25 protein-coding genes are annotated in these 25,400 nt (G+C 73.1%); 16 read left to right on the forward strand and 9 right to left on the reverse strand.

Annotated features, from left to right (window positions below; genetic code table 11):
- Nucleotides 1-359 (forward strand): acetyl-CoA carboxylase biotin carboxyl carrier protein subunit (locus ACOTKD_RS15220; protein ID WP_424889480.1); only part of this gene is annotated, 359 nt, incomplete at its 5' end.
- Between the two features lie 196 nt (nucleotides 360-555).
- A complete protein-coding gene (locus ACOTKD_RS15225; RefSeq protein WP_424889827.1) occupies nucleotides 556-1,122 on the forward strand; it encodes a TetR/AcrR family transcriptional regulator in 567 nt (188 codons plus the stop codon).
- Nucleotides 1,123-1,546: 424 nt separating this feature from the next.
- Here ACOTKD_RS15225 and ACOTKD_RS15230 read toward each other — a convergent pair whose 3' ends face one another.
- Nucleotides 1,547-2,608 carry a DeoR/GlpR family DNA-binding transcription regulator gene (locus tag ACOTKD_RS15230; RefSeq protein WP_424889481.1) on the reverse strand — a complete coding sequence of 354 codons (1,062 nt, stop codon included), beginning with the start codon at nucleotides 2,606-2,608 and terminating at the stop codon, nucleotides 1,547-1,549.
- Nucleotides 2,609-2,747: 139 nt separating this feature from the next.
- Nucleotides 2,748-4,196, reverse strand: coding sequence for an NAD(P)H-quinone dehydrogenase (locus tag ACOTKD_RS15235; RefSeq protein WP_424889482.1), 1,449 nt, complete (start codon nucleotides 4,194-4,196; stop codon nucleotides 2,748-2,750).
- A gap of 165 nt (nucleotides 4,197-4,361) precedes the next feature.
- On the opposite strand from ACOTKD_RS15235, the gene ACOTKD_RS15240 reads away from it, so the two are divergent.
- The 3 genes from ACOTKD_RS15240 (at nucleotide 4,362) to ACOTKD_RS15250 (ending at nucleotide 7,857) form a co-directional block, all read left to right on the forward strand.
- Complete coding sequence (locus tag ACOTKD_RS15240) at nucleotides 4,362-4,799, forward strand: gamma-glutamylcyclotransferase (RefSeq protein ID WP_030369994.1); 438 nt, start codon at nucleotides 4,362-4,364, stop codon at nucleotides 4,797-4,799.
- 116 nt (nucleotides 4,800-4,915) lie between these two features.
- Nucleotides 4,916-5,737 (forward strand): purine-nucleoside phosphorylase, encoded by an 822-nt coding sequence (locus ACOTKD_RS15245; RefSeq protein ID WP_030369995.1) that lies wholly within the window; start codon nucleotides 4,916-4,918, stop codon nucleotides 5,735-5,737.
- Between the two features lie 443 nt (nucleotides 5,738-6,180).
- Nucleotides 6,181-7,857, forward strand: coding sequence for a phospho-sugar mutase (locus tag ACOTKD_RS15250; protein WP_424889483.1), 1,677 nt, complete (start codon nucleotides 6,181-6,183; stop codon nucleotides 7,855-7,857).
- 109 nt (nucleotides 7,858-7,966) lie between these two features.
- Here the strand turns inward: ACOTKD_RS15250 and ACOTKD_RS15255 are convergent, their stop codons facing one another.
- Nucleotides 7,967-8,527 (reverse strand): PH domain-containing protein, encoded by a 561-nt coding sequence (locus ACOTKD_RS15255; protein ID WP_424889484.1) that lies wholly within the window; start codon nucleotides 8,525-8,527, stop codon nucleotides 7,967-7,969.
- Nucleotides 8,528-9,114: 587 nt separating this feature from the next.
- Here ACOTKD_RS15255 and deoC point away from each other — a divergent pair.
- Genes deoC through ACOTKD_RS15270 form a run of 3 tightly spaced genes read left to right on the forward strand, consistent with a single transcriptional unit; the run spans nucleotide 9,115 to nucleotide 12,429 of the window.
- Nucleotides 9,115-10,098 carry a deoxyribose-phosphate aldolase gene (gene deoC / locus ACOTKD_RS15260; RefSeq protein ID WP_424889828.1) on the forward strand — a complete coding sequence of 328 codons (984 nt, stop codon included), beginning with the start codon at nucleotides 9,115-9,117 and terminating at the stop codon, nucleotides 10,096-10,098.
- Nucleotides 10,099-10,112: 14 nt separating this feature from the next.
- Nucleotides 10,113-11,552 carry an aldehyde dehydrogenase family protein gene (locus ACOTKD_RS15265; protein ID WP_424889829.1) on the forward strand — a complete coding sequence of 480 codons (1,440 nt, stop codon included), beginning with the start codon at nucleotides 10,113-10,115 and terminating at the stop codon, nucleotides 11,550-11,552.
- Entirely contained in the window at nucleotides 11,545-12,429 is an 885-nt protein-coding gene (locus ACOTKD_RS15270; protein WP_424889485.1) for an aldehyde dehydrogenase family protein, read from the forward strand. The genes ACOTKD_RS15265 and ACOTKD_RS15270 overlap by 8 nt, the downstream gene beginning before the upstream one ends.
- An 82-nt stretch (nucleotides 12,430-12,511) precedes the next feature.
- Here ACOTKD_RS15270 and ACOTKD_RS15275 read toward each other — a convergent pair whose 3' ends face one another.
- The gene (locus ACOTKD_RS15275) at nucleotides 12,512-12,916 is read right to left on the reverse strand and encodes a hypothetical protein (RefSeq protein WP_424889486.1); all 405 of its coding nucleotides are present in this window, start codon (nucleotides 12,914-12,916) and stop codon (nucleotides 12,512-12,514) included.
- A gap of 192 nt (nucleotides 12,917-13,108) precedes the next feature.
- Between ACOTKD_RS15275 and ACOTKD_RS15280 the strand changes: the two genes are divergently transcribed.
- Nucleotides 13,109-13,765, forward strand: a complete 657-nt coding sequence (locus ACOTKD_RS15280; protein WP_424889487.1) for an ATP-binding protein — start codon at nucleotides 13,109-13,111, stop codon at nucleotides 13,763-13,765.
- Between the two features lie 271 nt (nucleotides 13,766-14,036).
- Here the strand turns inward: ACOTKD_RS15280 and ACOTKD_RS15285 are convergent, their stop codons facing one another.
- A complete protein-coding gene (locus tag ACOTKD_RS15285) occupies nucleotides 14,037-14,816 on the reverse strand; it encodes a SigE family RNA polymerase sigma factor (protein WP_424889488.1) in 780 nt (259 codons plus the stop codon).
- A gap of 214 nt (nucleotides 14,817-15,030) precedes the next feature.
- Between ACOTKD_RS15285 and afsQ1 the strand changes: the two genes are divergently transcribed.
- From afsQ1 to ACOTKD_RS15310, 5 genes are all read left to right on the forward strand, one after another.
- On the forward strand, nucleotides 15,031-15,708 hold the full coding sequence (gene afsQ1, locus ACOTKD_RS15290; protein WP_173864811.1) for a two-component system response regulator AfsQ1: 678 nt from the start codon (nucleotides 15,031-15,033) through the stop codon (nucleotides 15,706-15,708).
- Between the two features lie 38 nt (nucleotides 15,709-15,746).
- Nucleotides 15,747-17,237: an ATP-binding protein gene (locus ACOTKD_RS15295; RefSeq protein WP_424889830.1), complete on the forward strand. Its 1,491-nt coding sequence runs from the start codon at nucleotides 15,747-15,749 to the stop codon at nucleotides 17,235-17,237.
- On the forward strand, nucleotides 17,234-17,848 hold the full coding sequence (locus ACOTKD_RS15300) for a hypothetical protein (protein ID WP_424889489.1): 615 nt from the start codon (nucleotides 17,234-17,236) through the stop codon (nucleotides 17,846-17,848). The genes ACOTKD_RS15295 and ACOTKD_RS15300 overlap by 4 nt, the downstream gene beginning before the upstream one ends.
- A 175-nt stretch (nucleotides 17,849-18,023) precedes the next feature.
- Entirely contained in the window at nucleotides 18,024-18,578 is a 555-nt protein-coding gene (locus tag ACOTKD_RS15305) for a VanZ family protein (RefSeq protein ID WP_424889490.1), read from the forward strand.
- A 116-nt stretch (nucleotides 18,579-18,694) separates the two neighbouring features.
- Nucleotides 18,695-18,910 (forward strand): PspC domain-containing protein, encoded by a 216-nt coding sequence (locus tag ACOTKD_RS15310; protein ID WP_424889491.1) that lies wholly within the window; start codon nucleotides 18,695-18,697, stop codon nucleotides 18,908-18,910.
- A 139-nt stretch (nucleotides 18,911-19,049) separates the two neighbouring features.
- On the opposite strand, the gene ACOTKD_RS15315 is transcribed toward ACOTKD_RS15310, so the two are convergent.
- Nucleotides 19,050-19,517: a hypothetical protein gene (locus ACOTKD_RS15315; protein ID WP_424889492.1), complete on the reverse strand. Its 468-nt coding sequence runs from the start codon at nucleotides 19,515-19,517 to the stop codon at nucleotides 19,050-19,052.
- Nucleotides 19,518-19,704: 187 nt separating this feature from the next.
- On the reverse strand, nucleotides 19,705-20,820 hold the full coding sequence (locus ACOTKD_RS15320) for an adenosine deaminase (RefSeq protein ID WP_424889493.1): 1,116 nt from the start codon (nucleotides 20,818-20,820) through the stop codon (nucleotides 19,705-19,707).
- 261 nt (nucleotides 20,821-21,081) lie between these two features.
- Here ACOTKD_RS15320 and ACOTKD_RS15325 point away from each other — a divergent pair, with 261 nt between their 5' ends.
- A complete protein-coding gene (locus ACOTKD_RS15325; RefSeq protein ID WP_424889831.1) occupies nucleotides 21,082-21,780 on the forward strand; it encodes an alpha/beta hydrolase in 699 nt (232 codons plus the stop codon).
- A gap of 456 nt (nucleotides 21,781-22,236) precedes the next feature.
- Here the strand turns inward: ACOTKD_RS15325 and ACOTKD_RS15330 are convergent, their stop codons facing one another.
- Nucleotides 22,237-23,223, reverse strand: a complete 987-nt coding sequence (locus ACOTKD_RS15330) for a LysR family transcriptional regulator (protein WP_106681497.1) — start codon at nucleotides 23,221-23,223, stop codon at nucleotides 22,237-22,239.
- Nucleotides 23,224-23,285: 62 nt separating this feature from the next.
- Here ACOTKD_RS15330 and ACOTKD_RS15335 point away from each other — a divergent pair, with 62 nt between their 5' ends.
- Entirely contained in the window at nucleotides 23,286-24,593 is a 1,308-nt protein-coding gene (locus ACOTKD_RS15335; RefSeq protein WP_424889494.1) for an MFS transporter, read from the forward strand.
- A gap of 113 nt (nucleotides 24,594-24,706) precedes the next feature.
- Here the strand turns inward: ACOTKD_RS15335 and ACOTKD_RS15340 are convergent, their stop codons facing one another.
- Nucleotides 24,707-25,387 (reverse strand): NAD(P)H-dependent oxidoreductase, encoded by a 681-nt coding sequence (locus ACOTKD_RS15340; protein WP_424889495.1) that lies wholly within the window; start codon nucleotides 25,385-25,387, stop codon nucleotides 24,707-24,709.
- Nucleotides 25,388-25,400 lie beyond the last annotated feature (13 nt).

The raw sequence follows: 25,400 nt of genomic DNA on the forward strand, positions 1-25,400 counted from the left end.
AGACCGTGGTGGTCGAGGTCGGCGGCAAGCGTCTGGAGGTCTCGCTGCCGTCGTCGCTGGGGATGACGCTGGCGCGCACGGCGGCTGCGGGTGGGGCGAAGCCGAAGCGGCGTGCGGCGAAGAAGGCCGGCTCGGCCGCGTCGGGTGACGCGCTGACGTCGCCGATGCAGGGCACGATCGTGAAGGTCGCGGTCGAGGAGGGCCAGGAAGTCGCCGAGGGCGAACTGATCGTGGTTCTCGAGGCGATGAAGATGGAACAGCCCCTCAACGCCCACCGCGCGGGCACGATCAAGGGCATCACCGCCGAAGTCGGCGCGTCCGTCTCCTCCGGCGCCGTCATCTGCGAAATCAAGGACTGACGCAAGGACTGACGCAACGCGTCCAGCAACGCCCTGCGGGCCCCTGCCGAGTGATCGGTGGGGGCCCGCGGGCGTTCGATGCTTCAAGCCGTCCCCCGGCGGCCGGCAAGGCCGGTGGCATGCTTGGCAAACGGGGAGCGAGAGGGAGGACTCGGCAGCCATGGCCACGGAGATCACACAGGCGTCACCACGCCCCATGCGCGCGGACGCGCGGCGCAACTACGAGCGGCTGCTCGTGGAGGCGCGGACCGCGTTCACCGAGCACGGCACCGACGCGTCTCTGGAGGACGTCGCCCGCCGGGCCGGCGTCGGCATCGGCACGCTCTACCGCCACTTCCCCAACCGCACGGCGCTCATGAGCGCCGTCTTCCAAGTCGAGGTCGACGGCCTCCTCGCCCGCTCCCGCGAGCTCCTCGCCGCCCCCGAGCCGTGCCGGGCCCTGGTCGACTGGCTCCGGGCGTGCGTGGCGCACGCCAGCACGTACCGGGGGCTCTCGCGGGCCCTGCTGGCCGCTCAGTCGGACGAGGCCTCGGCGATGTCACGGTGCAGCCTGCCGCTGCGGGAGGCGGGGAGCGTGCTGCTGGCCCGGGCGCAGGCGGTGGGCGCGGTCCGCCCCGACGTCGGCATCACCGACGTCATGCAGCTGACGAACGCGATCTCCCTGGCCGCGGAGCAGTCCCCCGACGACCCGGAACTCCCGGACCGCCTCCTGAAACTCACGCTACGGGGCCTCCAGACGGTGCCGTGCCCCGACGCGGAGTAGCGGGCCCGGCGCCCGCACCCCTCCTCCCGCCGCAACGGCGGCCCGCCCCCGCGGCGCACACCGGCGGTGCCGTACCCCCGAAGCCCGGCACGGCACGGCACCGCCGGACAGCCACACGGGGGCTGATCACCGCCGCGGCGGAAGCAAAAACCCGGCCACAGGCCGACAAGAGAGAACGCCCGCACTCCTCCCCGGCGACCCACGGCAAGACCCCGGCCGCAGGCCCGCGGAACAGATGCCCGCACCTCTCCCCCGCCGCAACGGCGGCCCGCCCCCGCGGCGCACACCGGCGGTGCCGTACCCCCGAAGCCCGGCACGGCACGGCACCGCCGGACAGCCACACGGGGGCTGATCACCGCCGCGGCGGAAAGAGATGGGGCGCCCCGGCCGCATACGTGCCGCCTACGCGCCGCGAGGCGACCCGCTAGCGCCGCCTCGGGGCCAGGTCCGCCACCCTCGCCGTCGGCGGCTCCGCGCCCAGTGACCCCGCGCTGCGGAGCTGGGAGGGCGGGGAGGCGCCGCCGCCGGACTGGGCGGCGGGGCCGCCCGGGGGCAACGGGTGATGGCCCCCGTGCGTCCGCCGCTGCCCCGGCAGCGGCGGCACATCCCGCCGCCGCTGCTGCTGCGGCACCTGCTCGGGCCCCGGCCCCGGCACCGCCCCCGCAGGGGCCCCCGCGCCGGGCCCGGCGACCGAGATGTGGACGCCCTGGTCGGCGAGGGCCTGCAGCTCCGTCGCCGCGCGGTCGTCGTGGGACGGCGGCTCGTCCGTCACGAGCCGCGTGATGACATCCGTCGGCACCGTCTGGAACATCGTGTCCGTGCCCAGCTTCGTGTGGTCCGCGAGCACGACCACCTCCGCCGCCGCCTGCACCAGCGCCCGGTCCACGCTCGCCGAGAGCATGTTGGACGTGGAGAGGCCCCGCTCGGCGGTCAGCCCGCTCCCGGACAGGAACGCCCGCGTGACCCGCAGGCCGTGCAGGGACTGCTCCGCCCCGCTGCCCACCAGCGCGTAGTTGGACCCTCTCAGCGTGCCGCCGGTCATGACGACCTCGACCCGGTTGGCGTGGGCGAGCGCCTGGGCGACGAGCAGGGAATTGGTGACGACGGTCAGACCGGGCACGCGCGCGAGCCGGCGGGCCAGCTCCTGCGTGGTCGTGCCGGCGCCGACGACGACGGCTTCGCCCTCTTCGACGAAGCTCGCCGCGAGATCGGCGATGGCCGTCTTCTCGGCGGTCGCTAGATGGGATTTCTGGGGGAAGCCGGACTCCCGGGTGAAGCCGCCCGGCAGCACCGCACCGCCGTGCCGGCGGTCGAGGAGTCCTTCGGCCTCCAGCGCCCGCACGTCCCGCCGTACGGTCACTTCGGAGGTCTGGACGACGCGAGCGAGCTCACGGAGCGAAACCGCTCCGTTGGCCCGCACCATTTCGAGGATCAATTGGCGACGTTCTGCAGCGAACACGAAACCGACAGTAACGCCAACGACCATCCGTTTTCAGCAGGTTGCAGCAATTAACGGAAGTTGTCCGCTCCGGAACGCTCAAAGTGGTATAGGAGGCCCGGTCTCAACGACCGGCGCCTCCCGACCACTCAGCGCAACAATCAATCCCCAAACCCTCGCGGAGCGTTTACGCCTCGCGCTGGGTCTTCCGGGTGTGCAGCTGCCGCGCGACCTCCGCCAGCGAGCCGGAAAGCGACGGGTAGACCGTGAACGCATTGGCGATCTGCTCGACCGTGAGGCTGTTGTCGACGGCGATGGAGATCGGGTGGATGAGCTCACTGGCCCGCGGGGCGACCACGACGCCGCCGACCACGATGCCCGTGCCCGGACGGCAGAACATCTTCACGAAGCCGTCCCGGATGCCCTGCATCTTCGCGCGCGGGTTCCGCAGCAGCGGAAGCTTGACCACCCGCGCGTCGATCTTGCCGCTGTCGACGTCGGCCTGGGTGTATCCGACGGTCGCGATTTCCGGGTCCGTGAAGACGTTCGCGGAAACCGACTTCAGATTGAGCGGCGCCACCGCGTCACCCAGGAAGTGGTACATCGCGATGCGTCCCTGCATGGCCGCGACCGACGCGAGCGCGAGCACGCCCGTGCAGTCACCGGCGGCGTAGACGCCCGGGGCGCTCGTGCGCGACACCCGGTCGGTCCAGACGTGCCCGGACTCCTTGAGCCGGACCCCGGCCTCCTCCAGCCCGATCCCCTCGGTGTTCGGAATCGAGCCGACCGCCATCAGGCAGTGCGTGCCCGTGATCACGCGGCCATCGGCCAGCGTGACCTCGACCCGGTCACCCACACGCTTCGCGGACTGCGCCCGCGACCGCGCCATGACGTTCATGCCGCGGCGCCGGAAGACGTCCTCGAGCACGGCCGCGGCGTCCGGGTCCTCGCCCGGCAGCACGCGGTCCCGCGACGAGACCAGCGTCACCTTGGACCCCAGCGCCTGGTACGCGCCGGCGAACTCCGCGCCGGTCACACCCGAGCCGACCACGATGAGCTCCTCGGGGAGCTCATCGAGGTCGTACACCTGGGTCCAGTTCAGGATGCGCTCGCCGTCCGGCAGCGCGTCGGGGATCTCCCGCGGGTGCGCGCCCGTGGCGACCAGCACCGCATCGGCGACCAGCGTCTCCTCGGTGCCGTCCGCGGCCCGCACGATCACACGGCGCGAACCGTCCGGCGCCTGGTTCGGCTCCAGCCGGCCCCGGCCGCGCAGCACGCGCCCGCCCGCACGGGTGACGGACGCCGTGATGTCGTGCGACTGCGCGAGCGCCAGCCGCTTCACACGGCGGTTCACCTTGCCCAGGTCCACGCCGACGACCCGCGCCGCCTGCTCGATGTGCGGCGTGTCGTCGGCGACGATGATCCCGAGCTCCTCGTACGAGGAGTCGAAGGTCGTCATCACCTCGGCCGTCGCAATGAGCGTCTTCGAGGGCACGCAGTCGGTCAGCACCGACGCCCCGCCCAGACCGTCGCAGTCGACGACGGTCACCTCCGCACCGAGCTGCGCGGCGACGAGCGCCGCCTCATAGCCGCCGGGTCCGCCACCGATGATCACGATCCGAGTCACGTACTCCATTGTCCCGCACCCATCAAAGCGACTTCTCCCGGGGCCTCCCCCGCGGATCGCTCCCCGCAACCGTGCGGCAATCCGTGCGAGAACCGGCAGGAGGTTCCGGACGAACCTCCCTTCGAGCCTGCCATCCCAAATGCCGTCGCGCCTCACTCCCGTACCCTCGAAACCATGTCGCTCTACGCCGCGTACGCCGGCAACCTCGACGCGCGGCTGATGTCCCGCCGCGCACCCCACTCGCCCCTGCGCGGCACGGGCTGGCTCGCCGACTGGCGGCTGACCTTCGGCGGCGAGCAGCTGGGCTGGGAGGGCGCCCTCGCGACCGTGGTCGAGGCCCCCCGCTCCCAGGTCTTCGTCGCGCTCTACGACATCGCTCCGATGGACGAGGACTCGATGGACCGTTGGGAGGGTGTCGGCCTCGACATCTACCGGCGGATGCGCGTCCGCGTGCACACCCTGGACGGCGAGGAGCCCGCGTGGATCTACGTCCTGAACGGCTACGAGGGCGGCCTGCCCTCCGCCCGCTACCTCGGCGAGATCGCCGACGCGGCCGAGTCCGCCGGCGCCCCCCACGACTACGTCATGGAGCTGCGCAAGCGCCCCTGCTGACGCGCCGCGCCCGGGTTGTGACGATTGCATCTCGTCACAACCCACAAAGCAACAATCGGAACACCGTGACCAGTGACATCTACGCGCGTAGGCGATAAGCGGCTACCCTCGTCCGCGTGAACGCATCAGTTACTCCCGACATCCAGGCCGACCCGTACGCCGCGGCGGACGCCGCCGCCGCCCGTCTGCGCGAGCTCACCGGCGCCGAGACCCACGACGTCGCCCTGGTCATGGGCAGCGGCTGGCTCCCCGCGACCGAGGCGCTCGGCACCCCCGAGGCCGAGTTCCCGGTCACCGAGCTCCCCGGCTTCACCGCGGCAGCCGTGGCGGGCCACGCCGGCACGGTCCGCTCGTACAAGGTCAACGACAAGCGCGCCCTGGTCTTCCTCGGCCGCACGCACTACTACGAGGGCCGCGGCGTCGCCGCCGTCGTCCACGGCGTCCGCACGTCCGTCGCCGCCGGCTGCAAGACCGTCGTCCTCACCAACGGCTGCGGCGGCCTCCGCGACGGCATGCGCCCCGGCCAGCCCGTGCTGATCAGCGACCACATCAACATGACGGCGACCTCGCCGATCGTCGGCGCCAACTTCGTCGACCTCACCGACCTGTACTCCCGCCGCCTGCGCGCGCTCTGCAAGGAGGTGGACGAGACCCTGGAGGAGGGCGTCTACGTCCAGCTCCCCGGCCCGCACTACGAGACCCCGGCCGAGATCCGCATGGTCCGCACCCTCGGCGGCGACCTCGTCGGCATGTCCACCACGCTGGAGGCCATCGCGGCCCGCGAGGCCGGTGCCGAGGTCCTGGGCATCTCCCTCGTGACGAACCTCGCCGCGGGCATGACCGGCGAGCCCCTCAACCACGAAGAGGTCCTCCAGGCCGGGCGCGACTCCGCGTCCCGCATGGGCGAGCTCCTCGCCCGGGTCCTCCCGAAGCTCTGACCTTGCCGGTGCGGCGCCGTTTCCCCTCGTGGGGTGCGGCGCCGTTCCCCTTGCCGGGGGTGCGGATCCCCTCGCCGGGGGTGCCGTATGCCGGTGCGGCGCCGCGCCTCGCCGCCCCCGCGCGCCTGCGGCGCGCGACACGCCCACCCACCCGCCCGATTGCCCGGAACCGCGCGGTTCACGGTCAGGGGCGGGCCCGGCAGCCACCGGCGTACCGCGGACCACAAGCCCGAGCGGGCCCGCAGGATGCGTACGCACGGGAGGGTGCGGGGCGGGCCGGGCCCGGCAAGGGGCGTAAAGCGTGATTTGTGGGCCGACCTTCCGGGCACCCAAAGCTTGGGCCAGAGGGCCCGTAAATCATGCAGCCCCGTAGGGCTCGGCCCGCCCCGCACCCGCCCCACCCGACACAGACCCCATACCCCGAACCCTCCGTAGGAGACACCGTGGAGCGAGACGACGTCCTCATCGCCCAGGCCCGGACCTGGCTCGCCGAGGACCCCGACCCCGACACCCGCGAGGAGCTCGCCCGGCTCATCGACGCCGGGGACACCGCCGAGCTCGCCGCCCGCTTCGCCGGGACCCTCCAGTTCGGCACCGCCGGCCTCCGCGGCGAACTCGGCGCCGGCCCCATGCGCATGAACCGCTCCGTCGTGATCCGCGCAGCAGCCGGCCTCGCCGCGTACCTGAAGAAGCAGGGCCACACCGGTGGCACGGTCGTCATCGGCTACGACGCCCGCTACAAGAGCGCCGACTTCGCCCTCGACACGGCGGCCGTCATGGTGGGCGCCGGCCTCAAGGCCGCCCTCCTCCCCAAGCCGCTGCCCACCCCCGTCCTCGCCTTCGCGATCCGCCACCTCGGCGCCGTCGCCGGCATCGAGGTCACGGCCAGCCACAACCCGCCCCGTGACAACGGCTACAAGGTCTACCTCGGCGACGGCTCCCAGATCGTGCCGCCGGCCGACGCCGAGATCGCCGCCGAGATCGCCGCGGTCGCGAGCCTGGACGACGTCCCGCGCCCGTCCGCCGGCTGGGAGACCCTCCGCTACGAGGACGTCGTCGGCGCCTACCTGGAGCGCACCGACGCCGTCCTGACCGGCGGCTCCGCCCGCGACGTCCGCGTCGTCTACACGCCCATGCACGGCGTCGGCCGCGACGTCCTGACCGCCGCCTTCGAGCGCGCCGGCTTCCCCGCCCCGACCGTGGTCGCCGCCCAGGCCGAGCCGGACCCGGACTTCCCGACCGTGGTGTTCCCCAACCCGGAGGAGCCGGGCGCCATGGACCTGGCGTTCGCCACCGCCCGCGAGGCCCGGCCGGACATCGTCATCGCCAACGACCCGGACGCGGACCGCTGCGCCGTCGCCGTCCCCGACCAGGACAGCCCCGAGGGCTGGCGCATGCTCCGCGGCGACGAGGTCGGCGCCCTGCTCGCCACGCACCTGGTGCACAAGAACGCCCGCGGCACGTTCACCACGACGATCGTCTCGTCGTCCCTGCTCTCCCGCATCGCCGCCGCGAGCACGGGCACTCCGTACACGGAGACCCTGACCGGCTTCAAGTGGCTGGCCCGCGTCGACGGCCTGCGCTACGCCTACGAGGAGGCGCTCGGCTACTGCGTCGACCCCGAGGGCGTCCGCGACAAGGACGGCATCACCGCGGCCCTGCTGGTCGCCGAGCTGGCCGCCGAGCTCAAGGAGTCCGGCCGCACCCTCAGCGACCTCCTGGACGACCTGGCGGTCGAGCACGGCCTGCACGCCACGGACCAGCTGTCGGTGCGCGTCCAGGACCTGTCGCTGATCGCGGACGCGATGCGGAGGCTGCGCGAGCAGCCGCCGACGGTTCTGGCGGGCCTGCACATCACGTCGGCCGAGGACCTGGCGAAGGGCACGGAGTCCCTGCCGCCGACGGACGGCCTCCGCTACCACCTCGCCGGTGACGAGTCGGGGACGGTCTCCGCCGCGCGGGTGATCGTGCGGCCGAGCGGCACGGAGCCGAAGATCAAGTGCTACCTGGAGGTCGTGGTCCCGGTGGCGGACGCGGCGGCCCTCGCGGACGCGCGCGCCAAGGCCGCGGAGGTCCTGGCCTCGATCAAGACGGACCTGTCGAAGGCAGCGGGCATCTGATTCCCGGGGCTCCGCCCCGGGCCCCGGTCCTCGAACGCCGGGCGGGCTGAACGAATTCAGCCCGCCCGGCGGAGGATTTCGGGGCGACAGCCGTCAGCCGCGGCGGCCGTCAGCCGACGACCAGCAACACCACGAACAACACCAGCCCGACCGCCGCGGGCACCAGCACCTCGTACGCCCACCGCACCGCGACGTCCCCCTTCGCGTCCTCCCGCGAAGCGCCCCGCTCGGCCAGCTCCTGCAGCTCCGCGACGGTCTGGTCGGCGGGAGCCGCCTCCGCCCCGCCCCGGGCCGCGCGCTTGCGCTTCCTCAGGGACACCGGCACGGCCCACAGCTGGTACGTGGAGCCCCCGGCCAGCACCTCGCTGGAGTACCCGGCCCGCACCGCGTCCACCGCCGCCCAGGGCAGCGTGATCGTCCGGAACGGGTTGCGCACGAGCAGCCGCGAGGCCCCGGCGAAGACGGCGGGCCGCAGTGTGAAGGCGATGATGAACGGCACGACGCACAGCAGGCCGGCCAGGGCCAGCCAGGGCGTACTGCCCTCGCCGCGGGCCACGGCGTCGCCGCCCAGCCAGCCGGCGAGGGCCAGCAGCAGCACGCCGCCGGCGATGCCGGCGGGCGAGCGGTAGCGCCTATCGGCGTATTCCTGTTCGGGGCTAGGGCTCGTCATGGGCAGATTGTGCCTGACGCCTCCGGCGGGGGCCTCGGGCACGGCGTCCCGGCACGGCCGGGGGCGCACCGCGGCGGAGTGCGAGGCCGGCCCGGCGCTGCCGGGACGCGCCCGCGGCAACGCCACGAGCCGGGTCCGGCACCGCCGGACCGCGCCGCCGTGGCTACGCGCCACCACGGCGGGACGAACACGCAGCACATACGCACCCCGTACCCGGACCGAACGGCCCGCCCGGCACCGCCGGGCCCCACCGCCGTGGCACGTCACCGCCGCGGCGGAAGGACGGGGCGCGCCCCAGGGCACAGCACCCGAACCGCAAGGCCCGCCCCGAACCGCCGTGGCACATCGCCGCCGCCGCGGAAACCACGCGTGCGGCGCCCCCTGCGCAGCCCCGGGCCGGACGCCCGCCCCGAACCGCCGGGCCCCACCGCCGCGGCCCACCGCCGTCGCGGCGGAAGACCGCGGCAAGCATGCGTGCCGCGCCCCGTACACCGCACCCCGGCCGGACGGCCGCCCCGCTCGAAAGAGCGCCACCACCAGCAGGGGTGTACACGCGCTACGCGCGTAGATATGCTCATCTGGTGACCATGCCCACCACAGATACCGCACACGGCAACGACGCCGCGACGCGGCTGAAGGAGCTGGCGGACGCCACCGCCTCCGACAGTGCGCTGCGCCGCTTCCTGCACGGACTCCCGGGGGTCGACGCGGTCGGGCTGGAGGCCCGCGCCGCCTCGCTCGGCACCCGCTCGATCAAGACCACGGCGAAGGCGTACGCCATCGACCTGGCGATCTCGATGATCGACCTCACGACGCTCGAGGGTGCCGACACCCCGGGCAAGGTCCGGGCCCTGGCCGCCAAGGCCGTCCACCCCGACCCCACCGACCGGACGACGCCCCGCACGGCCGCCGTCTGCGTCTACCCCGACATGGTGGCGACGGCCAAGGCCGTCCTCGCCGGCACGGACGTGAAGGTCGCTTCCGTCGCCACCGCGTTCCCCGCCGGCCGCGCCGCGCTGCCGGTCAAGCTCGCGGACACGCGCGATGCGATCGAGGCCGGTGCCGACGAGATCGACATGGTCATCGACCGTGGCGCCTTCCTCGCCGGCCGGTACATGGACGTCCTGGAGGAGATCCGGGCCGTCAAGGCCGAGTGCGGCGACAAGGCCCGCCTGAAGGTGATCTTCGAGACGGGCGAGCTGTCGACGTACGACAACATCCGCCGCGCGTCCTGGATCGGCATGCTCGCGGGCGCCGACTTCATCAAGACCTCGACCGGCAAGGTCGCGGTCAACGCCACCCCGGCGAACACCCTGCTGATGCTGGAGGCCGTGCGGGACTTCCGCGCGCTGACCGGCGTGCAGGTCGGCGTGAAGCCGGCCGGCGGCATCCGCACCACCAAGGACGCGATCAAGTTCCTGGTCCTGGTCAACGAGACCGTGGGCGAGGAGTGGCTGGACAACCACTGGTTCCGCTTCGGCGCCTCCAGCCTCCTCAACGACCTGCTGATGCAGCGGCAGAAGCTGAGCACCGGGCGTTACTCCGGTCCCGACTACGTGACGGTGGACTGACCGACATGGCTGAGATGGCTAACAAGGCATTCGCATACGCACCCGCGCCCGAGTCGCGCGCGGTCGTCGACATCGCCCCGTCCTACGGCCTGTTCATCGACGGCGAGTTCGCCGAGGCGACGGGCGGCAAGGTCTTCAAGACGATCAGCCCCTCCACCGAGGAGGTGCTCTCCGAGGTCGCCCAGGGCTCCGCGGAGGACGTGGACCGCGCGGTGAAGGCCGCCCGCAAGGCCTTCGAGAAGTGGTCGGCGCTGCCGGGCGCCGAGCGCGCCAAGTACCTGTTCCGGATCGCCCGGATCATCCAGGAGCGCAGCCGCGAGCTCGCCGTCCTGGAGACCCTGGACAACGGCAAGCCGATCAAGGAGACCCGCGACGCGGACCTCCCGCTGGTCGCCGCGCACTTCTTCTACTACGCGGGCTGGGCCGACAAGCTCGACCACGCGGGCTACGGCGCGAACCCCCGCCCGCTGGGCGTCGCGGGCCAGGTCATCCCGTGGAACTTCCCGCTGCTGATGCTGGCGTGGAAGATCGCCCCGGCGCTCGCCACGGGCAACACGGTCGTCCTCAAGCCGGCCGAGACCACGCCGCTGTCGGCGCTGTTCTTCGCGGACATCTGCCGCCAGGCGGGCCTGCCCAAGGGCGTCGTCAACATCGTCACCGGTGACGGCACCACGGGCGCCGCGCTCGTCGCGCACGAGGGCGTGAACAAGGTCGCGTTCACCGGCTCCACGGCGGTCGGCAAGGCCATCGCCCGCACGGTCGCGGGCACGGACAAGAAGCTCACGCTGGAGCTGGGCGGCAAGGGCGCCAACATCGTCTTCGACGACGCGCCCATCGACCAGGCCGTCGAGGGCATCGTGGGCGGCATCTTCTTCAACCAGGGCCAGGTCTGCTGCGCGGGCTCGCGCCTGCTGGTCCAGGAGTCGATCCAGGACGAGCTGCTGGACGCCCTCAAGCGCCGCCTGTCCACGCTGCGCCTCGGCGACCCGCTGGACAAGAACACCGACATCGGTGCGATCAACTCCGCGGAGCAGCTGGCGCGGATCACCGAGCTGGCCGACAGCGGCGAGGCCGAGGGCGCGGAGCGCTGGGCCCCGGCGTGCGAGCTGCCGGAGAACGGCTTCTGGTTCCGTCCGACGCTGTTCACGGGCGTCACCCAGGCCCACCGGATCGCCCGCGAGGAGATCTTCGGGCCGGTCCTGTCGGTGCTGTCGTTCCGCACCCCGGGCGAGGCGGTCGCCAAGGCGAACAACTCGCAGTACGGCCTCTCCGCCGGCATCTGGACGGAGAAGGGCTCGCGCATGCTGGCCGTCGCGAGCAAGCTGCGCGCGGGTGTCATCTGGGCCAACACGTTCAACAAGTTCGACCCGACGTCGCCGTTCGGCGGCTTCAAGGAGTCGGGTTTCGGCCGCGAGGGCGGCCGCCACGGCCTGGAGGCGTACCTCGATGTCTGAGCGCTTGACTGTCTTCAAGACCTACAAGCTGTTCGTCGGGGGCAAGTTCCCCCGGTCCGAGAGCGGGCGGGTGTACGAGGTGACCGACTCCAAGGGCAAGTGGCTCGCCAACGCCCCCCTGTCGTCCCGCAAGGACGGCCGTGACGCCGTCGTGGCGGCGCGCAAGGCGTTCGGCGGCTGGTCCGGCGCGACCGCGTACAACCGCGGCCAGGTCCTCTACCGCGTCGCCGAGATGCTGGAGGGCCGCCGCGACCAGTTCGTGGCGGAGGTCGCCGACGCCGAGGGCCTGTCGAAGGCCAAGGCCGCGGCCCAGGTGGACGCCGCGATCGACCGCTGGGTCTGGTACGCGGGCTGGACCGACAAGATCGGCCAGATCACCGGTGCGACGAACCCGGTGGCGGGCCCGTTCTTCAACGTCTCCTCCACCGAGCCGACCGGCGTCGTTGCCGTGCTCGCGCCGCAGGAGTCGTCGTTCCTCGGCCTGGTCTCGGTGATCGCCCCGGCGATCGCCACCGGCAACACCGTGGTCGTGGTGGCCTCGGAGAAGGCCCCGCTGCCCGCCCTGTCGCTCGGCGAGGTGCTGGCCACCTCCGACGTCCCGGGCGGCGTCGTGAACGTCCTGTCGGGCCGTACGGCGGAGATCGCGCCGTCGCTGGCCGCGCACCAGGACGTCAACGCGATCGACCTCGCGGGCGCGGACGCCGCTCTGGCGAAGGAGCTGGAGATCGCCGCGGCGGACAACCTGAAGCGCGTGCTGCGTCCACAGCCTGTGGACTGGGCCGCGGCGCCCGGCACGGACCGCATGACGGCGTTCCTGGAGACGCGCACGGTCTGGCACCCGACGGGGTCGCTGGGCGCGGGCGGCTCGTCGTACTGACCCCTGAGCGGGTCGTACCGGCCTGAACGGCACGAGGAGGCGGGGTGGGCCACTGGCCCGCCCCGCCTCCTCGTATCCGGCCTCAGTGCGCCTTGGGAGGCACCGCCGGCCGTCCGGTCGGCAGCAGCGAGGTCAGGTTGCTCGCCACCGGCAGGTCCGTCAGGCTGCCGCCCTTGGAGATCGGTGCCGTCGCCGGCTTGGTGGTGACCGGCTGCATTTGGCCCACCTTCGTGCCCACCGTGTTGTCGAAGGGGTCCACGGGCGTGCCGGCCAGCGGGTTGGTCCGCAGGGTCTTGACGGTGTCGAAGATCCCCTCCGCTCCCGCCTCCAGGCCCTTGTCGGCCCCCTCGATGGCCGCGGGGATGTTGGTCTCGCCGAACTGGGCGCGGGCCAGGCCGCTGCCCATGCCCGTGTCCGGGCCGGCGGCGCTCGCGGAGGCCGCGCCGCCCGCGGCGAGGGCCGCGCCCGCCGATACGGTCAGCCCCACGCGCAGCAGCATCCGGCGCCGGAGCGCTCTCGACGCCTTGCTGGCGGAGTGTGCGTGTCGTGCGTGCGAGGCCATGGCCACCTGCCCTGCCGGAGTCGTGTGTTGCGGACGGTCGCGGGATGCGGACGAACGACAACGCAGAGTATGCGAGTCGTGACACTGTGCGCACCATGCGACCCGGGGGGATCCCCCATGCGGACCAATGCCTCACACTGGTGTCCCGTGACTCCCCATTTGAGCCCCGCGCGCGTCATCCTCCTGACCGGCCCGTCCGGTTCCGGAAAGTCGTCCCTCGCGGCCCGTACCGGGCTGCCCGTCCTCAACCTGGACGACTTCTACAAGGAGGGCACCGACCCGACGCTGCCGCTCCTCGCGGACGGCTCGGGCACGGACTGGGACTCCCCGCTCTCGTGGCACGCGGACGCCGCCGTCGCCGCGATCGAGCAGCTGTGCCGCACGTCACGCACGGACGTGCCGCTGTACTCCATCGCCAGCAGCTCGATCACGGGCACGAGCGTCCTCGACATCGGCCGCACGCCGCTGTTCATCGCCGAGGGCATCTTCGCCGCCCACATCATCGACCGCTGCCGCGACCTGGGCGTGCTGGCCGACGCGCTGTGCCTGCGCGGCCGCCCCTCGACGACCTTCCGCCGCCGTCTGCTGCGCGACCTGCGCGAGGCCCGCAAGCCCGTGCCGTACCTGGTCCGGCGCGGCCTGCGGCTGATGCGCGCCGAGCGCGGCATCGTGGCCCGGCAGACGGCGCTGGGCGCGTACGCGTGCGGCAAGGAGACGGCCATGGGCCGGATAGCCGCCGCGGCGGCGGGCCGCCGCGAGGGCGTACGGATCTGACCGGGACGCCGGATCCCACCGGGGACGCACGGGGCGGCGCACGGAGCGGCCGGCCCGTCATCGCCGTGCGCGCCGCCCGACCGGGGCACGGGAAGCGGCCGGACGCGCACGGAAGCGCGCCGAGGCGCGCGGCCCCGGCGCGGAAGACGCGCGGAAGCGGGTCAGGACAGGCCCCCCGGCTGTCCGACCCGCTCCCGCTCCCCCGTGGCCCTGTCCGCGCTCCCCCCGAAGCGCCCCCCGTTCAGGGCCCTTTGCCGTCCGTTGACCTCTCTCAGGCGACCAGCTCGCCGAAGGACTCCAGCTGGTCACGGCCGGAGCCGATGACCTCGTCGTCGCGCAGGCGGCGCAGCGAGCGCCAGATGCTGCTCTTGACCGTGCCGACGCTGATGTCCAGGATCTCGGCGATCTCCGGGTCCGTCCGCCCCTCGTAGTAGCGCAGGACGAGCATCGTGCGCTGCAGCTCGGGCAGCCGGGCCAGCGCCTGCCAGAGGACGGCGCGCAGCTCGGTGCCGCGCATCGCGTCGCTCTCGCCGGGCATCTCCGGCAGTTCCTCGGTCGGGTACTCGTTGAGCTTGCGCCGGCGCCAGGCGCTGATGTGCAGGTTGGTCATCGTGCGGCGCAGGTAGCCGCCCACGGCCGCCTTGTCCGTGATCCGGTCCCAGGCCCGGTAGGTGGAGAACAGCGCGCTCTGCAGCAGGTCCTCCGCCTCGTGGCGGTCGCCGGTCAGGTGGTAGGCGGTCGCGTACAGGGAGGCACGGCGCTCCTGGACGTAGGCGGTGAACGCCGCTTCGGCGGACACGGCCTCCGTCCGGGACGCCCCCGCGACGTCCCCCGTCTTCTCCCCCGTGGCCCCCGGAGCCGCCCCCGCGGCTCCCTTGGCCTCCCCGTACGTGACCGCGTCGATCGCCACCATGTAAGGCGGCCGAACGCGTCCGGTGCCGCGGGCGCACCCCCGCCCGCCCACGGCACCGGACTTCTCCGGGCCCCGCACGGCGTCGTGCAGGCGCGTGCGAATGACTGCGCTGGTCGTGGTGCTGTGCAGTGTGTTCATCTCGCGCCCCCCGTCGGTGGAGCCAGCCTCGGTCCGATTTCCGTACCGGGCCTCGCTGCCCGATGACCAAAAGCCTGCCGGGCCAGTTTCATCGCGCTGTCCGCCGACTGTCACAGCCCTGCAACAGCTCGGCGGGGCACGGAGGAGCCCGGCGGAACACCGCGGGGAGGGCGCCGGTCGAACTACCGGGCTGACGTAGGCCAGAATGACCACCGTGCCTTCCCTGTTGCTGATCGAGGACGACGACGCCATCCGCACCGCTCTCGAGTTCTCCCTGTCCCGTCAGGGCCACCGTGTGGTGACCGCGGCGACGGGCGAGGACGGCCTGAAGCTGCTCCGTGAGCAGCGGCCGGATCTGATCGTGCTGGACGTGATGCTGCCCGGTATCGACGGTTTCGAGGTGTGCCGGCGCATCCGCCGCACCGACCAGCTGCCGATCATCCTGCTCACCGCGCGCAGCGACGACATCGACGTCGTGGTGGGACTGGAGTCCGGCGCGGACGACTACGTGGTCAAGCCCGTGCAGGGCCGGGTGCTGGATGCCCGGATCCGCGCGGTGCTGCGCCGCGGCGAGCGCGAGACCAACGACTCCGCCGCCTTCGGCTCGCTGGTCATCGACCGCTCCGCGATGACCGTGACCAAGAACGGCGAGGAGCTGCAGCTCACGCCGACCGAGCTGCGGCTGCTGCTGGAGCTCAGCCGCCGGCCGGGCCAGGCCCTCTCGCGCCAGCAGCTGCTGCGCCTGGTCTGGGAGCACGACTACCTGGGCGACTCCCGGCTGGTCGACGCCTGTGTGCAGCGGCTGCGCGCCAAGGTCGAGGACGTGCCGTCGTCCCCGACCCTGATCCGCACCGTGCGCGGCGTCGGCTACCGCCTGGACGCTCCGCAGTGACCGGACGCGTGCGCCGCTGGGCCGCCGCCCGCAACGTGATGAAGCTCAGCCTGCGCTGGATAAGCCTGCGGCTGCGGCTGATGCTCGTCTTCGCCCTGGTCGCCCTGGCCGCGGCCGTCTCCGCGTCGGCGATCGCGTACTGGCTCAACCGCGACGCGGTGCTCACCCGCACCCAGGACGCGGCCCTCGACGACTTCCGCAAGTCCCTGCAGGACAACACCGGCACGCTGCCCCTCGGGCCGACCTGCCAGGAGCTGCAGGCGGCGGCCGACCGGATGGCGGCCACGTCGCAGAAGTACGAGGTGCTGCTGATCGGCAGCGGCGAGGGCGGCAAGGCCTGCGCCGCGCCCTCGGACCGCGACCTGTTCTCCCTCAAGGTCGTGCCGAAGTCCCTGCAGGCGGCCGTGAACCGCGAGCGGCGCGTGGACGACTCCAACCGCTACGCGTACCACCTGTACTGGCAGCGGATCACGCTGGACGGCAAGCCGTACCTGGTGGGCGGCGCGAAGGTGATCGGCGGCGGCCCCACGGGCTATCTGCTGAAGTCCCTGGAGAACGAGCGCGCCGACCTCAACTCGCTGGCCTGGTCGCTGGGCATCGCCACCGGCCTGGCGCTCATCGGCTCCGCGCTGCTCGCGCAGGCCGCCGCCTCCACCGTGCTGCGGCCCGTGCAGCGGCTCGGCGACGCGGCCCGGCGGCTCGGCGAGGGCAAGCTGGACACCCGGCTGCGCGTCTCCGGCACGGACGAGCTCGCCGACCTGTCGCGCACCTTCAACAGGACCGCGGAGTCGCTGCAGAAGCGCGTCGAGGAGCTCAGCGCCCGGGAGGCCGCGAGCCGCCGCTTCGTCGCCGACATGTCGCACGAGCTGCGGACCCCGCTCACGGCCATCACGGCGGTGACCGAGGTGCTGGAGGACGAGGCGGACAACCTCGATCCGATGATCGCCCCGGCGGTGCAGCTCGTCGTGAGCGAGACCCGCCGGCTGAACGACCTGGTGGAGAATCTGATGGAGGTCACCCGCTTCGACGCGGGCACGGCCCGGCTCGTGCTGGACGACGTGGACGTCGCCGACCAGGTCACCGCCTGCATCGACGCCCGCGCCTGGCTCGACGCCGTCGAGCTCGACGCCGAGCGCGGCATCGTGGCCCGGCTCGACCCGCGGCGCCTCGACGTCATCCTCGCCAACCTCATCGGCAACGCCCTCAAGCACGGCGGCTCCCCGGTGCGCGTCTCGGTCCGCACGGAGGACGACGCGCTGCGCATCGACGTGCGCGACCACGGCCCGGGCATCCCCGAGGACGTCCTGCCGCACGTCTTCGACCGCTTCTACAAGGCCAGCGCGTCCCGGCCGCGCTCCGAGGGCAGCGGCCTCGGCCTGTCCATCGCCCTGGAGAACGCCCACATCCACGGCGGTGAGATCACCGCGGCCAACTCCCCCGAGGGCGGCGCGGTCTTCACGCTCACCCTCCCGCGGGACGCCTCCGCCCTCGCGGAGCAGCCGGCCGGGGACGGGGAGGGCGGCAAGTGAGAAGCACCCCGCATCCGAGAGCGCTGGGGAAGGCCCTGCGCGGCGCGGGTCTGGCCCTCGCCCTGCTCGGCACGGCCACGGCCTGCGGCATCCGCGGCACCGCCGTGCCGGTGGACGCGGGCGGGGCGCCGTCGCGCTCGTCGTGCGTCGTCAAGCCCGAGCGCACCGTCCCCTCGGGCTCCGCCACCGTGACCGTCCAGCTGGAGTGCACCTCGCAGCTGGTGCCCGTCACCCGCGCGGTCGCCGGGCCCGACACCTCCGAGGACGCCGTGGCCGTCGCCCGCCTGCTGCTCGACGAGCTCCGCAAGGCGCCCTCGAACCAGGAGGCCGAGGCGGGCATGTCCACGGCCGTGCCGCAGCGGCTGACCGTGTCCGGGCCGCGGCCCGGCGACCCCGCCGGGACCCTGCGGCTCGGCCGGGACCCCGGCGACCTGCCGCAGGTCGGCCTGGCGCAGCTCGTGTGCACGTACGCGGGCACGGCCGCGGCCGACGGCAAGCGGGCGGTCATCCTGGGCGGGCCGGCGGAGGAGCGCCCCAAGAGCTACGCCTGCACGGACGAGCTCCGGGCACATCCGGACAGCGCGGACATCACGGGCACGGCTGTTTCGTAGGACCTGTCGCGGCGTCCCGGCGTTGCGGCGGGCCATCCTTTTCCGCCGCGACGGCGCCCGTCACCGCGGTGCGAGTCCGGCGGCACACGCAGGCGGAACCGCCTCGCGCACCGGGAACCGCCGGAGGCTCCCGTCGGCCGGAACCGTGCGACCGGCGCACCGCGTCATGTGGGGCGTGCAGGGTCATGGTTACGGCGGTACGCCCGCCCTCCGATACCGCTACCGCCTCGCGGGCTGCGTGCTCCTCGTCGTCCATCTGCTGACGGTCGGCTGGCTCGCCCTGCGCCCGCTGACCGTGCCCTGGGTGTCCGCCGCGCACCTGGAGCCGCTGGCCACGATCCGGGCCGACCTCGCCCTGAGCCCGTGGGAGGCGGCGCGGGCCATAGGGGCGGGGGTGCTGTTGCTCGCCCCGCTGGGTGTGCTGCTGCCGTGGGCGCGGGGCCGCCTCACGGCGTCGCCGCTGGGCTCGCTGACCCGCACGGTCTTCACCAGCGCGATGGTGTCGCTGGCGCTGCAGGTGGTGCAGAGCGGCGTCGTGGGCCAGGTGCTCGACGTGGACGCGCTCCTGCTGAACGTGACGGGGGTGGCGGCCGTGCACCTGGCGGTCGTCCCCGCGGCGCGGGCCCGTCTCCGTCGCAGGGGGGACGAGCGGCGCCCGGAGCCCATACGCCGGGAGGAGTCCCCTCAGGGTGTCACCCCGACGATCCCCAGGGTTCGGATCGCCCCTTAGGCCGACGTTCCGGCCGGGTCCTCGGACATAACGTGGAGTCATCGGGAAGCCGACGGAAGAGACGGGAAAAACGTTCCCGCGCCGTATGGGTTCCCGCAAGACGAGGAGTCGCCGTCATGTCCGCCAAGCTGGTCCGTCCCCGCAACCACAGGATGATCGCCGGGGTGTGCGCCGGTCTGGCCGAGCGCTTCGGGACGTCCCGCACGACGATGCGGGTGATCTTCCTGCTCTCGTGCCTGCTGCCCGGCCCGCAGTTCCTGCTCTACATCGCGCTGTGGATCCTGCTGCCGTCGGAGGACGCGCGCAACGACCGGGCCGCGCACTCCTGGTAAAGCACCGCCTTTGAGCCGAAAAGCGTTCCGTACGCAAAACGTAAAACATAAAACGTAAAACGGCGGGCCGTCTCCCGGAAATGTTCCGGGGACGGCCCGCCGTCGTACGAGCGGGACGGGCTCGCGGGGACCGGTGGGGTCAGCCGCCGATGCCGGACACCGGCAGGCTGCCGAGCGGCAGCCCGGACAGGGGCGCCAGCAGGCCCGTGTTCCCCTTGTTGTCGGTCGGCAGGCCGGTGGTCGTCTCCGGGGCCTCCTTGGTCGCCGGGGCGGCCTGGGTCTCCGGGGCGGCGGACCTGGTCGCGGCCTTCGGGGCGAGCTCGTGCGTGGGGAGCTGCGGCGCCACGGCCTTGTCCACGGCCTGGGCCGGGGCCTGCAGCATGCCGCTCTGGATCGCGCGGTCCGCCGCGGAGATCACCGGGCCGCCCGCGGGGGCGACCTGGGCGACCTGCTGGATGGGCAGCCCCGCCGTCGTGGTCCGGGCGGTGGTCGTGAGCGATTCGACGGCACCCGCGGTGCCGGCCGCCTGCGCGCTCCCCGCCGCCACGGCGGCGAAGGCAACACCGAGGGCGGCGGCACCGAGAGTCCTGAAGTTTCCGAGCTTCATCTGAATTCTGTCCTCGCGACGGGGGATTCTTCGAGCGGCACTGCAACCTAGCCACGACTTCCCGGCCGCCGCAATCATTGACACGGCCGGGACGATAAACGTCCCGGCCGCCGCACGCTATTCCCCGCGGATTCACCGTCCGTTGCGGCCGGTGAAAACGCCGCTGGTCAGAAAGGCCCGGCCGCTCCTACTGGAAGAGCCACTCGGACTTGAGCTCGGCGTAACCCGGCTTGATCACGTCATTGATCATCGCCAGACGTTCGTCGAATGGGATGAACGCGGACTTCATCGCGTTGACGGTGAACCACTGGATGTCGTCCAGCGTGTAGCCGAAGGCCTTCACCAGGTGCTCGAATTCCCGGCTCATGCTGGTGCCGCTCATCAGGCGATTATCGGTATTGATCGTCGCCCGGAAATGCAGTTTACGGAGCAGTCCGACCGGGTGCTCCTCGTACGAGCTGGCCGCACCGGTCTGCAGGTTCGAGGTGGGGCACATCTCCAGCGGAATGCGCTTGTCCCGGACGTAGGACGCGAGGCGGCCCAGCTTGGCCTTCCCGTCCTCGCCGATCTCGATGTCGTCGATGATGCGGACGCCGTGGCCGAGCCGGTCCGCGCCGCACCACTGCAGCGCCTGCCAGATCGACGGCAGGCCGAACGCCTCGCCCGCGTGGATGGTGAAGTGGTTGTTCTCGCGCTTGAGGTACTCGAACGCGTCCAGGTGGCGGGTGGGGGGGAAGCCCGCCTCGGCGCCCGCGATGTCGAAGCCGACGACGCCGGCGTCGCGGTAGCGGTTGGCGAGTTCCGCGATCTCCAGGGCGCGGGCCGCGTGCCGCATGGCGGTCAGCAGCGCGCCCACCCGGATGCGGTGGCCATTGGCCTTGGCGCGGCGCTCGCCCTCGCGGAAGCCCTCGTTGACGGCCTCCACGACCTCTTCGAGGGTGAGGCCGGCCTCCAGGTGCTGCTCCGGTGCGTAGCGCACCTCGGCGTAGACGACGCCGTCCGCGGCCAGGTCCTCGGCGCACTCCGCGGCCACCCGGACGAGGGCCTCGCGGGTCTGCATCACGGCGCAGGTGTGCGCGAAGGTCTCCAGGTACCGCTCCAGCGAGCCGGAGTCGGCCGCCTCGCGGAACCAGACACCCAGCTTGTCCGCGTCGGTCTCGGGCAGACCGGTGTAGCCCGTCTCGCGTGCCAGGTCGACGATCGTGCCGGGGCGCAGCCCGCCGTCCAGGTGGTCGTGCAGCAGGACCTTGGGGGCGCGACGGATCTGTTCGGGGTTCGGTTGGGAGATGGTCTCGGTCGTCATCTCGGCACTCTAGCCCCTACGCGCGTAGATGTCGGCGAACGATACGGAACGGTGACCCGTCGGCGGGGTGGACACCTCCGGTCCTTCTGCCATCGTTCTGCCATGGCTCAGCAAGCGTTGCCTCAGCGGGACCCGGAAGGAACGCACGGACAGCCGAACCCCCCGCGGGGGAAGCGGGATCGGGAGAAGCGGGTCCGCGAGAAGCGGGGTACGGCACGGCCCACGGCGCGGCTGGGGAAGCCGCTCGGGGCCGGGCGCGCGGTGCACGGCGTGCACGGCGTGGCGCTGCTGCTGCCCGGCGGCCGCGCCGAGAGCACCCGCCCGCCCTCGGCGCTCGCCCTTGCCGCACAGCGGCCGCTGGCCCGCCGGCTGACCGCGGCGGCCGCGGCGGACGGACTGGTCACCCACGTCGTCCACTACCGGCTGCGCGGGTGGAACGGTTCCGCGGCGGACCCCGTGCGGGACGCCGAATGGGCGGCCGACGAGGTGGTGCGGCGCTACGGCGACGTACCGGTCTGCCTCGTCGGCACGGACATGGGCGGCCGCGCGGCGCTCCGGGCGGCGGGGCACGCGGCCGTCACGGCGGTACTCGCCGTCGCCCCGTGGCTGCCGGACGCGGGCGGCCACCCGGAGCCCGAACCGGTGCGGCAGCTCTGCGGGCGGCGCGTGCTGATCGTGCACGGCACCAATGACGAGCACACGGATCCCGATCTGTCGTTCCGCCTCGCCCAGCGGGCGAAGAAGGTCAACCGGGACGTGTGCCGCTTCGAGGTCCACTCGGACGGCCACGGTCTGCGCCAGCACCGCGCGGAAGTCCAGGCGCTGGCCGCCGACTTCGTCCGCGGCGTGCTCTTCGGCCACCACTTCGCCCGGCCGGTCGCGGACGCCCTGGCGGCTCCGCCGCCGCTGGGGCTCCGCATGCCGTTGGCCTCCGGCTTCGGGGCGAGTCTGGGGTACTGAGGGTTCGCCGGGCACCGCCGGTCACGCCGGCGGGGCGTTGCTCGCCGTCGCGGCGGGAGACTTTGGCCTGCGGCCGGGTCCGCTCCGCGGGGTTCGCTCCGCGGGGGGGGGCGCCGGGTTCGGCACCGGGCCGCTTCTCGGGGGGCGCCGAGTCCGGCACCGCCGTTCAGCGCCCGGGGGGGTTGCTCGCCGTCGCGGTGGGACTTCTTTACCTGCGGCAAAGAGCTGCGAATGCGCCCGCAGGGTCGCCGAGAGGCCTCACCTCTCGAATCCGCCGCAGCGGCGCGCAACCGAACTCGGCGTCTCCGGCGGTGCCGGACCCGGCGCCCCGCGGAGCGAACCTGGCCGCAGGCAAAGAAATCCCGCCGCGACGGCGCGCGCCCCCCCCACGGGACGTGACCGGCGGTGCCGGACCCGGCGCGCCCCCACCGAAACGAACCCCGCGGAGCGGAACCGTCACCGCGGCAGCAACTGCCCCCTCCGCGACAAGAGGAACCGCTTGAACGCCGCCACCGGAGGCGTGTCCGGATGGCCGTCCAGCCACGCCACCCCGATCTCGCGGAACGCGCGCGGCGCGGTGACCGTCAGTTCGGCGACGCCGGGCCGCGGGACGGCGGGCGGGGGCAGGAGGGCCACGCCGAGGCCCGCGGCCACGAGGCCGCGGAGCGTCTCCGCCTCCTCGCCCTCGAAGGCGATCTTCGGGGTGAACCCCGCCTCCGCGCAGACCGCGTCGGTGATGCGCCGCAGCCCGTAGCCCGGTTCGAGGGTGACGAAGAGCTCGGAGGCGGCCTCGGCGAGGCGGATGCGCTTGCGGGAGGCGAGGGGGTGGTCGTCGGGGACGACGAGCCGCAGCTTCTGTTCGTCGAGGCGGCGGGAGACGAGGTCCGGGGCGTCCGGGACGGGCGAGGTGAGGCACAGGTCGAGCTCGCCGTCCCGCAGCCGCTGCAGCATGGACTCGCCGTAGTTCTGCACGAGCTGGAACCGTACGCGCGGATGGTCGGCGCGGAAGGCGCGGATGAGCTCGGGTACGGTCTCGGTGCCGAGCGTGTGGAGGAAGCCGAAGGCGACCTTGCCGGCGGCGGGGTCGGCGTCGGCCCGTACGGACTCGGCGGCGCGGTCGACCTCGGACAGGGCGCGGTCGACGGTGGCGAGGAAGGTGCGGCCGGCCGCGGTCAGGGAGACCGTGCGGCCGTGGCGGGCGAACAGGGCGACGCCCAGGTCGTCTTCGAGCCGGGCGATCGAGCGGCTGAGCGTGGACTGCGGCACGCCGATCTGCTGCGCGGCGCGCGTCACGTGCTCGTGGCGGGCGACGGCGACGAACTGCGCGAGCCGCGGAGTGAGGGTGGCGGCCCAGGAGTCGGCCTCGACGTCCGCTGTTACGGGGATGTCTTTTTCATTGCCGGGCGGTGACAAGGGCGGCCGTGACCTGCGTTCATGCAACACAGGATCGATTATCGCCATTCTGTGCATTGGACGCATCAGCCCAGGCTGCCTACGGTTTTCGTATGCCTCCTGCCGATACCGGGGCATCCAGCGTCATCGTGCGTTCGGGTGCCTCTGCTCTGTCGTCCCTTCACCTCTCTTCTCCCGTTCCCGACGAGGACTCCCGGCTGGAGCCGGGCGGCCCCGGCTACCGCCGGATGAGCTTCGCCCTGTTCGCCGCGGGCATCGCCACCTTCGCCCTCCTCTACTCCACGCAGGCGCTGCTGCCGGCCATCTCCGCCGGCCTCGGGGTGACGGCCGATCAGGCCAGCTGGACGGTCTCCGCCGCGACGGGCGGGCTCGCCCTCGCGGTCGTCCCGCTCAGCGCCCTCTCCGAGCGCTTCGGGCGCCGCACGATGATGACCGCCTCGCTGTGCGTGGCCGCGCTCGTGGCCCTGCTGGTGCCGCTCGCGCCGAGCCTGGGCTGGCTGGTCGCGCTGCGCGCGGTGCAGGGCGCGGCGCTGGCGGGGGTGCCGGCGTCGGCGATGGCCTACCTCGCGGAGGAGGTCCGGCCGAAGGCGCTGGTCGGCGCGATCGGGCTGTTCGTGGCGGGCAACAGCATCGGCGGCATGACCGGCCGGATCCTCGCGGGCTGGGTGGCTCAGGCGTGGGGCTGGCGGGCCGGCCTGGCCGCGGTGGGCGCGCTGGCGGTGGTGTGCGCGCTGGCGTTCCGGCTGCTGATCCCGCGGGCGCGGCACTTCAAGGCGGCGGCGGTGTCGCCGAAGCGCCTGGCCCGTACGGTGGGCGGTCACCTCTCCGACCCGCTGCTGCGGCGCCTGTACGCGATCGGTGCGCTCTTCATGACGGTCTTCGGCGCGGTGTACACCGTGATCGGCTACCGGCTGGCGGAGGCGCCGTTCTCCCTCCCCCAGGGCGTCGTGGGCTCGATCTTCCTGATCTACCTGGTCGGCACGGCGTCGTCGGCCGCGGCCGGCAAGCTCGTCGGCCGGCTGGGGCGCCGCGGGGCGCTGTACCTGGCGGTGGGCACGACGACGCTGGGCCTGCTGCTGTCGCTGACGTCGTCGCTGCTCACGGTCCTGGCGGGCCTGGTCCTCATCACGGCGGGCTTCTTCGCCGGCCACGCGGTGGCGTCGTCCTCGGTCAGCCGCGCCGCGAAGACGGGCCGGGCCCAGGCCTCGGCCCTCTACCAGACGGCGTACTACCTGGGTTCGTCGGTCGGCGGCACGCTCGGCGCGCTCGCCTTCGGCGCGGCGGGCTGGGACGGCACGGTGGTGCTGGGCCTGCTGGCGATGGTGGGCGCGGCGTCGATCACGCTGTACGCGACGCGGCGGGCGCTGCTGGAGCGCCGCCGGACGGCGGTCCGGGCCTGAGCCGCTCCGAACCGCGAACCGCAAGGGCCCGCCCCGCCACCTGTCCTGGTGGGGCGGGCCTTCGCCGTTTCCGGCCACGGGGCGGTGCCGCCGCGGCGGTCGCCCGGGCGGGGTCAGCGGCCGGCGGTCCGGGCACCCGCCGCGACGCGGGTGACGGACGCTCCGACCGCGTCCAGCGCGGCCGCTCGTTCCTGGTCGGTCAGCTGGGCCGGACCATGGGTGATCACGGGGTCGAGGACCTCGAAGCCGACGAACTCCAGCATCCCGCGGCGGATGTGGAACAGGAAGTCGTCCATCGGCCCGAAGGTGCCGCCGGGCCGGAACCACTCGCCGGGCCCGCCGGTCGTGAACAGCAGCATCGCCCGCTTGCCGGCCAGCGCCGCGTCACCGAAGAGCCCGTGGTCCCCGCCGAAGACACCGCCCATCACGAAGACCCGGTCCACCCAGCCCTTGAGGACGGCGGGCAGCGAGAACCACCACATCGGGAACGACAGGATGAGCAGGTCGGCGGCGAGCAGCCGGTCGAGGTGGTCCCGGACGGCCGCGTCGAGCGTCCCCTCCTTGACCGCCCGCCGCTGTTCGGCCTGCGGCTTGAAGTGCCCCTCCACGGGCGCGAACTCCTCACGGGTGAGGGCCGGGGCCCACCCGTCGGCGTAGAGGTCGAGGACGTCGACGCGGTACCCCGCATCGCGCAGAGCCCGGGCCGCGGTGACCATCTGGGCCGTGCTGAACGAGCGGGGTTCGGGGTGAGCATGAACGATGAGGGCGGTGGGAGCGGCATCGAAGCTCGGCATGAAGAAATCGTAT

Source organism: Streptomyces sp. XH2 (genome assembly GCF_049725035.1).
In the GTDB taxonomy this organism is placed as follows: domain Bacteria; phylum Actinomycetota; class Actinomycetes; order Streptomycetales; family Streptomycetaceae; genus Streptomyces; species Streptomyces roseoverticillatus.

Coding starts and splice junctions, on each gene's coding strand:
- ACOTKD_RS15270 (WP_424889485.1), top strand. CDS start 11,545: ATGTCTGAGCGCTTGACTGTCTTCAAGACCTACAAGCTGTTCGTCGGG.
- ACOTKD_RS15255 (WP_424889484.1), bottom strand. CDS start 8,527: ATGACGAGCCCTAGCCCCGAACAGGAATACGCCGATAGGCGCTACCGC.
- ACOTKD_RS15235 (WP_424889482.1), bottom strand. CDS start 4,196: ATGGAGTACGTGACTCGGATCGTGATCATCGGTGGCGGACCCGGCGGC.
- ACOTKD_RS15320 (WP_424889493.1), bottom strand. CDS start 20,820: ATGACGACCGAGACCATCTCCCAACCGAACCCCGAACAGATCCGTCGC.
- ACOTKD_RS15240 (WP_030369994.1), top strand. CDS start 4,362: ATGTCGCTCTACGCCGCGTACGCCGGCAACCTCGACGCGCGGCTGATG.
- ACOTKD_RS15295 (WP_424889830.1), top strand. CDS start 15,747: ATGAAGCTCAGCCTGCGCTGGATAAGCCTGCGGCTGCGGCTGATGCTC.
- ACOTKD_RS15230 (WP_424889481.1), bottom strand. CDS start 2,608: ATGGTCGTTGGCGTTACTGTCGGTTTCGTGTTCGCTGCAGAACGTCGC.
- deoC (WP_424889828.1), top strand. CDS start 9,115: ATGCCCACCACAGATACCGCACACGGCAACGACGCCGCGACGCGGCTG.
- ACOTKD_RS15310 (WP_424889491.1), top strand. CDS start 18,695: ATGTCCGCCAAGCTGGTCCGTCCCCGCAACCACAGGATGATCGCCGGG.
- ACOTKD_RS15335 (WP_424889494.1), top strand. CDS start 23,286: ATGCCTCCTGCCGATACCGGGGCATCCAGCGTCATCGTGCGTTCGGGT.
- ACOTKD_RS15280 (WP_424889487.1), top strand. CDS start 13,109: ATGCGGACCAATGCCTCACACTGGTGTCCCGTGACTCCCCATTTGAGC.
- ACOTKD_RS15340 (WP_424889495.1), bottom strand. CDS start 25,387: ATGCCGAGCTTCGATGCCGCTCCCACCGCCCTCATCGTTCATGCTCAC.
- ACOTKD_RS15265 (WP_424889829.1), top strand. CDS start 10,113: ATGGCTAACAAGGCATTCGCATACGCACCCGCGCCCGAGTCGCGCGCG.
- ACOTKD_RS15315 (WP_424889492.1), bottom strand. CDS start 19,517: ATGAAGCTCGGAAACTTCAGGACTCTCGGTGCCGCCGCCCTCGGTGTT.
- ACOTKD_RS15285 (WP_424889488.1), bottom strand. CDS start 14,816: ATGAACACACTGCACAGCACCACGACCAGCGCAGTCATTCGCACGCGC.
- ACOTKD_RS15225 (WP_424889827.1), top strand. CDS start 556: ATGCGCGCGGACGCGCGGCGCAACTACGAGCGGCTGCTCGTGGAGGCG.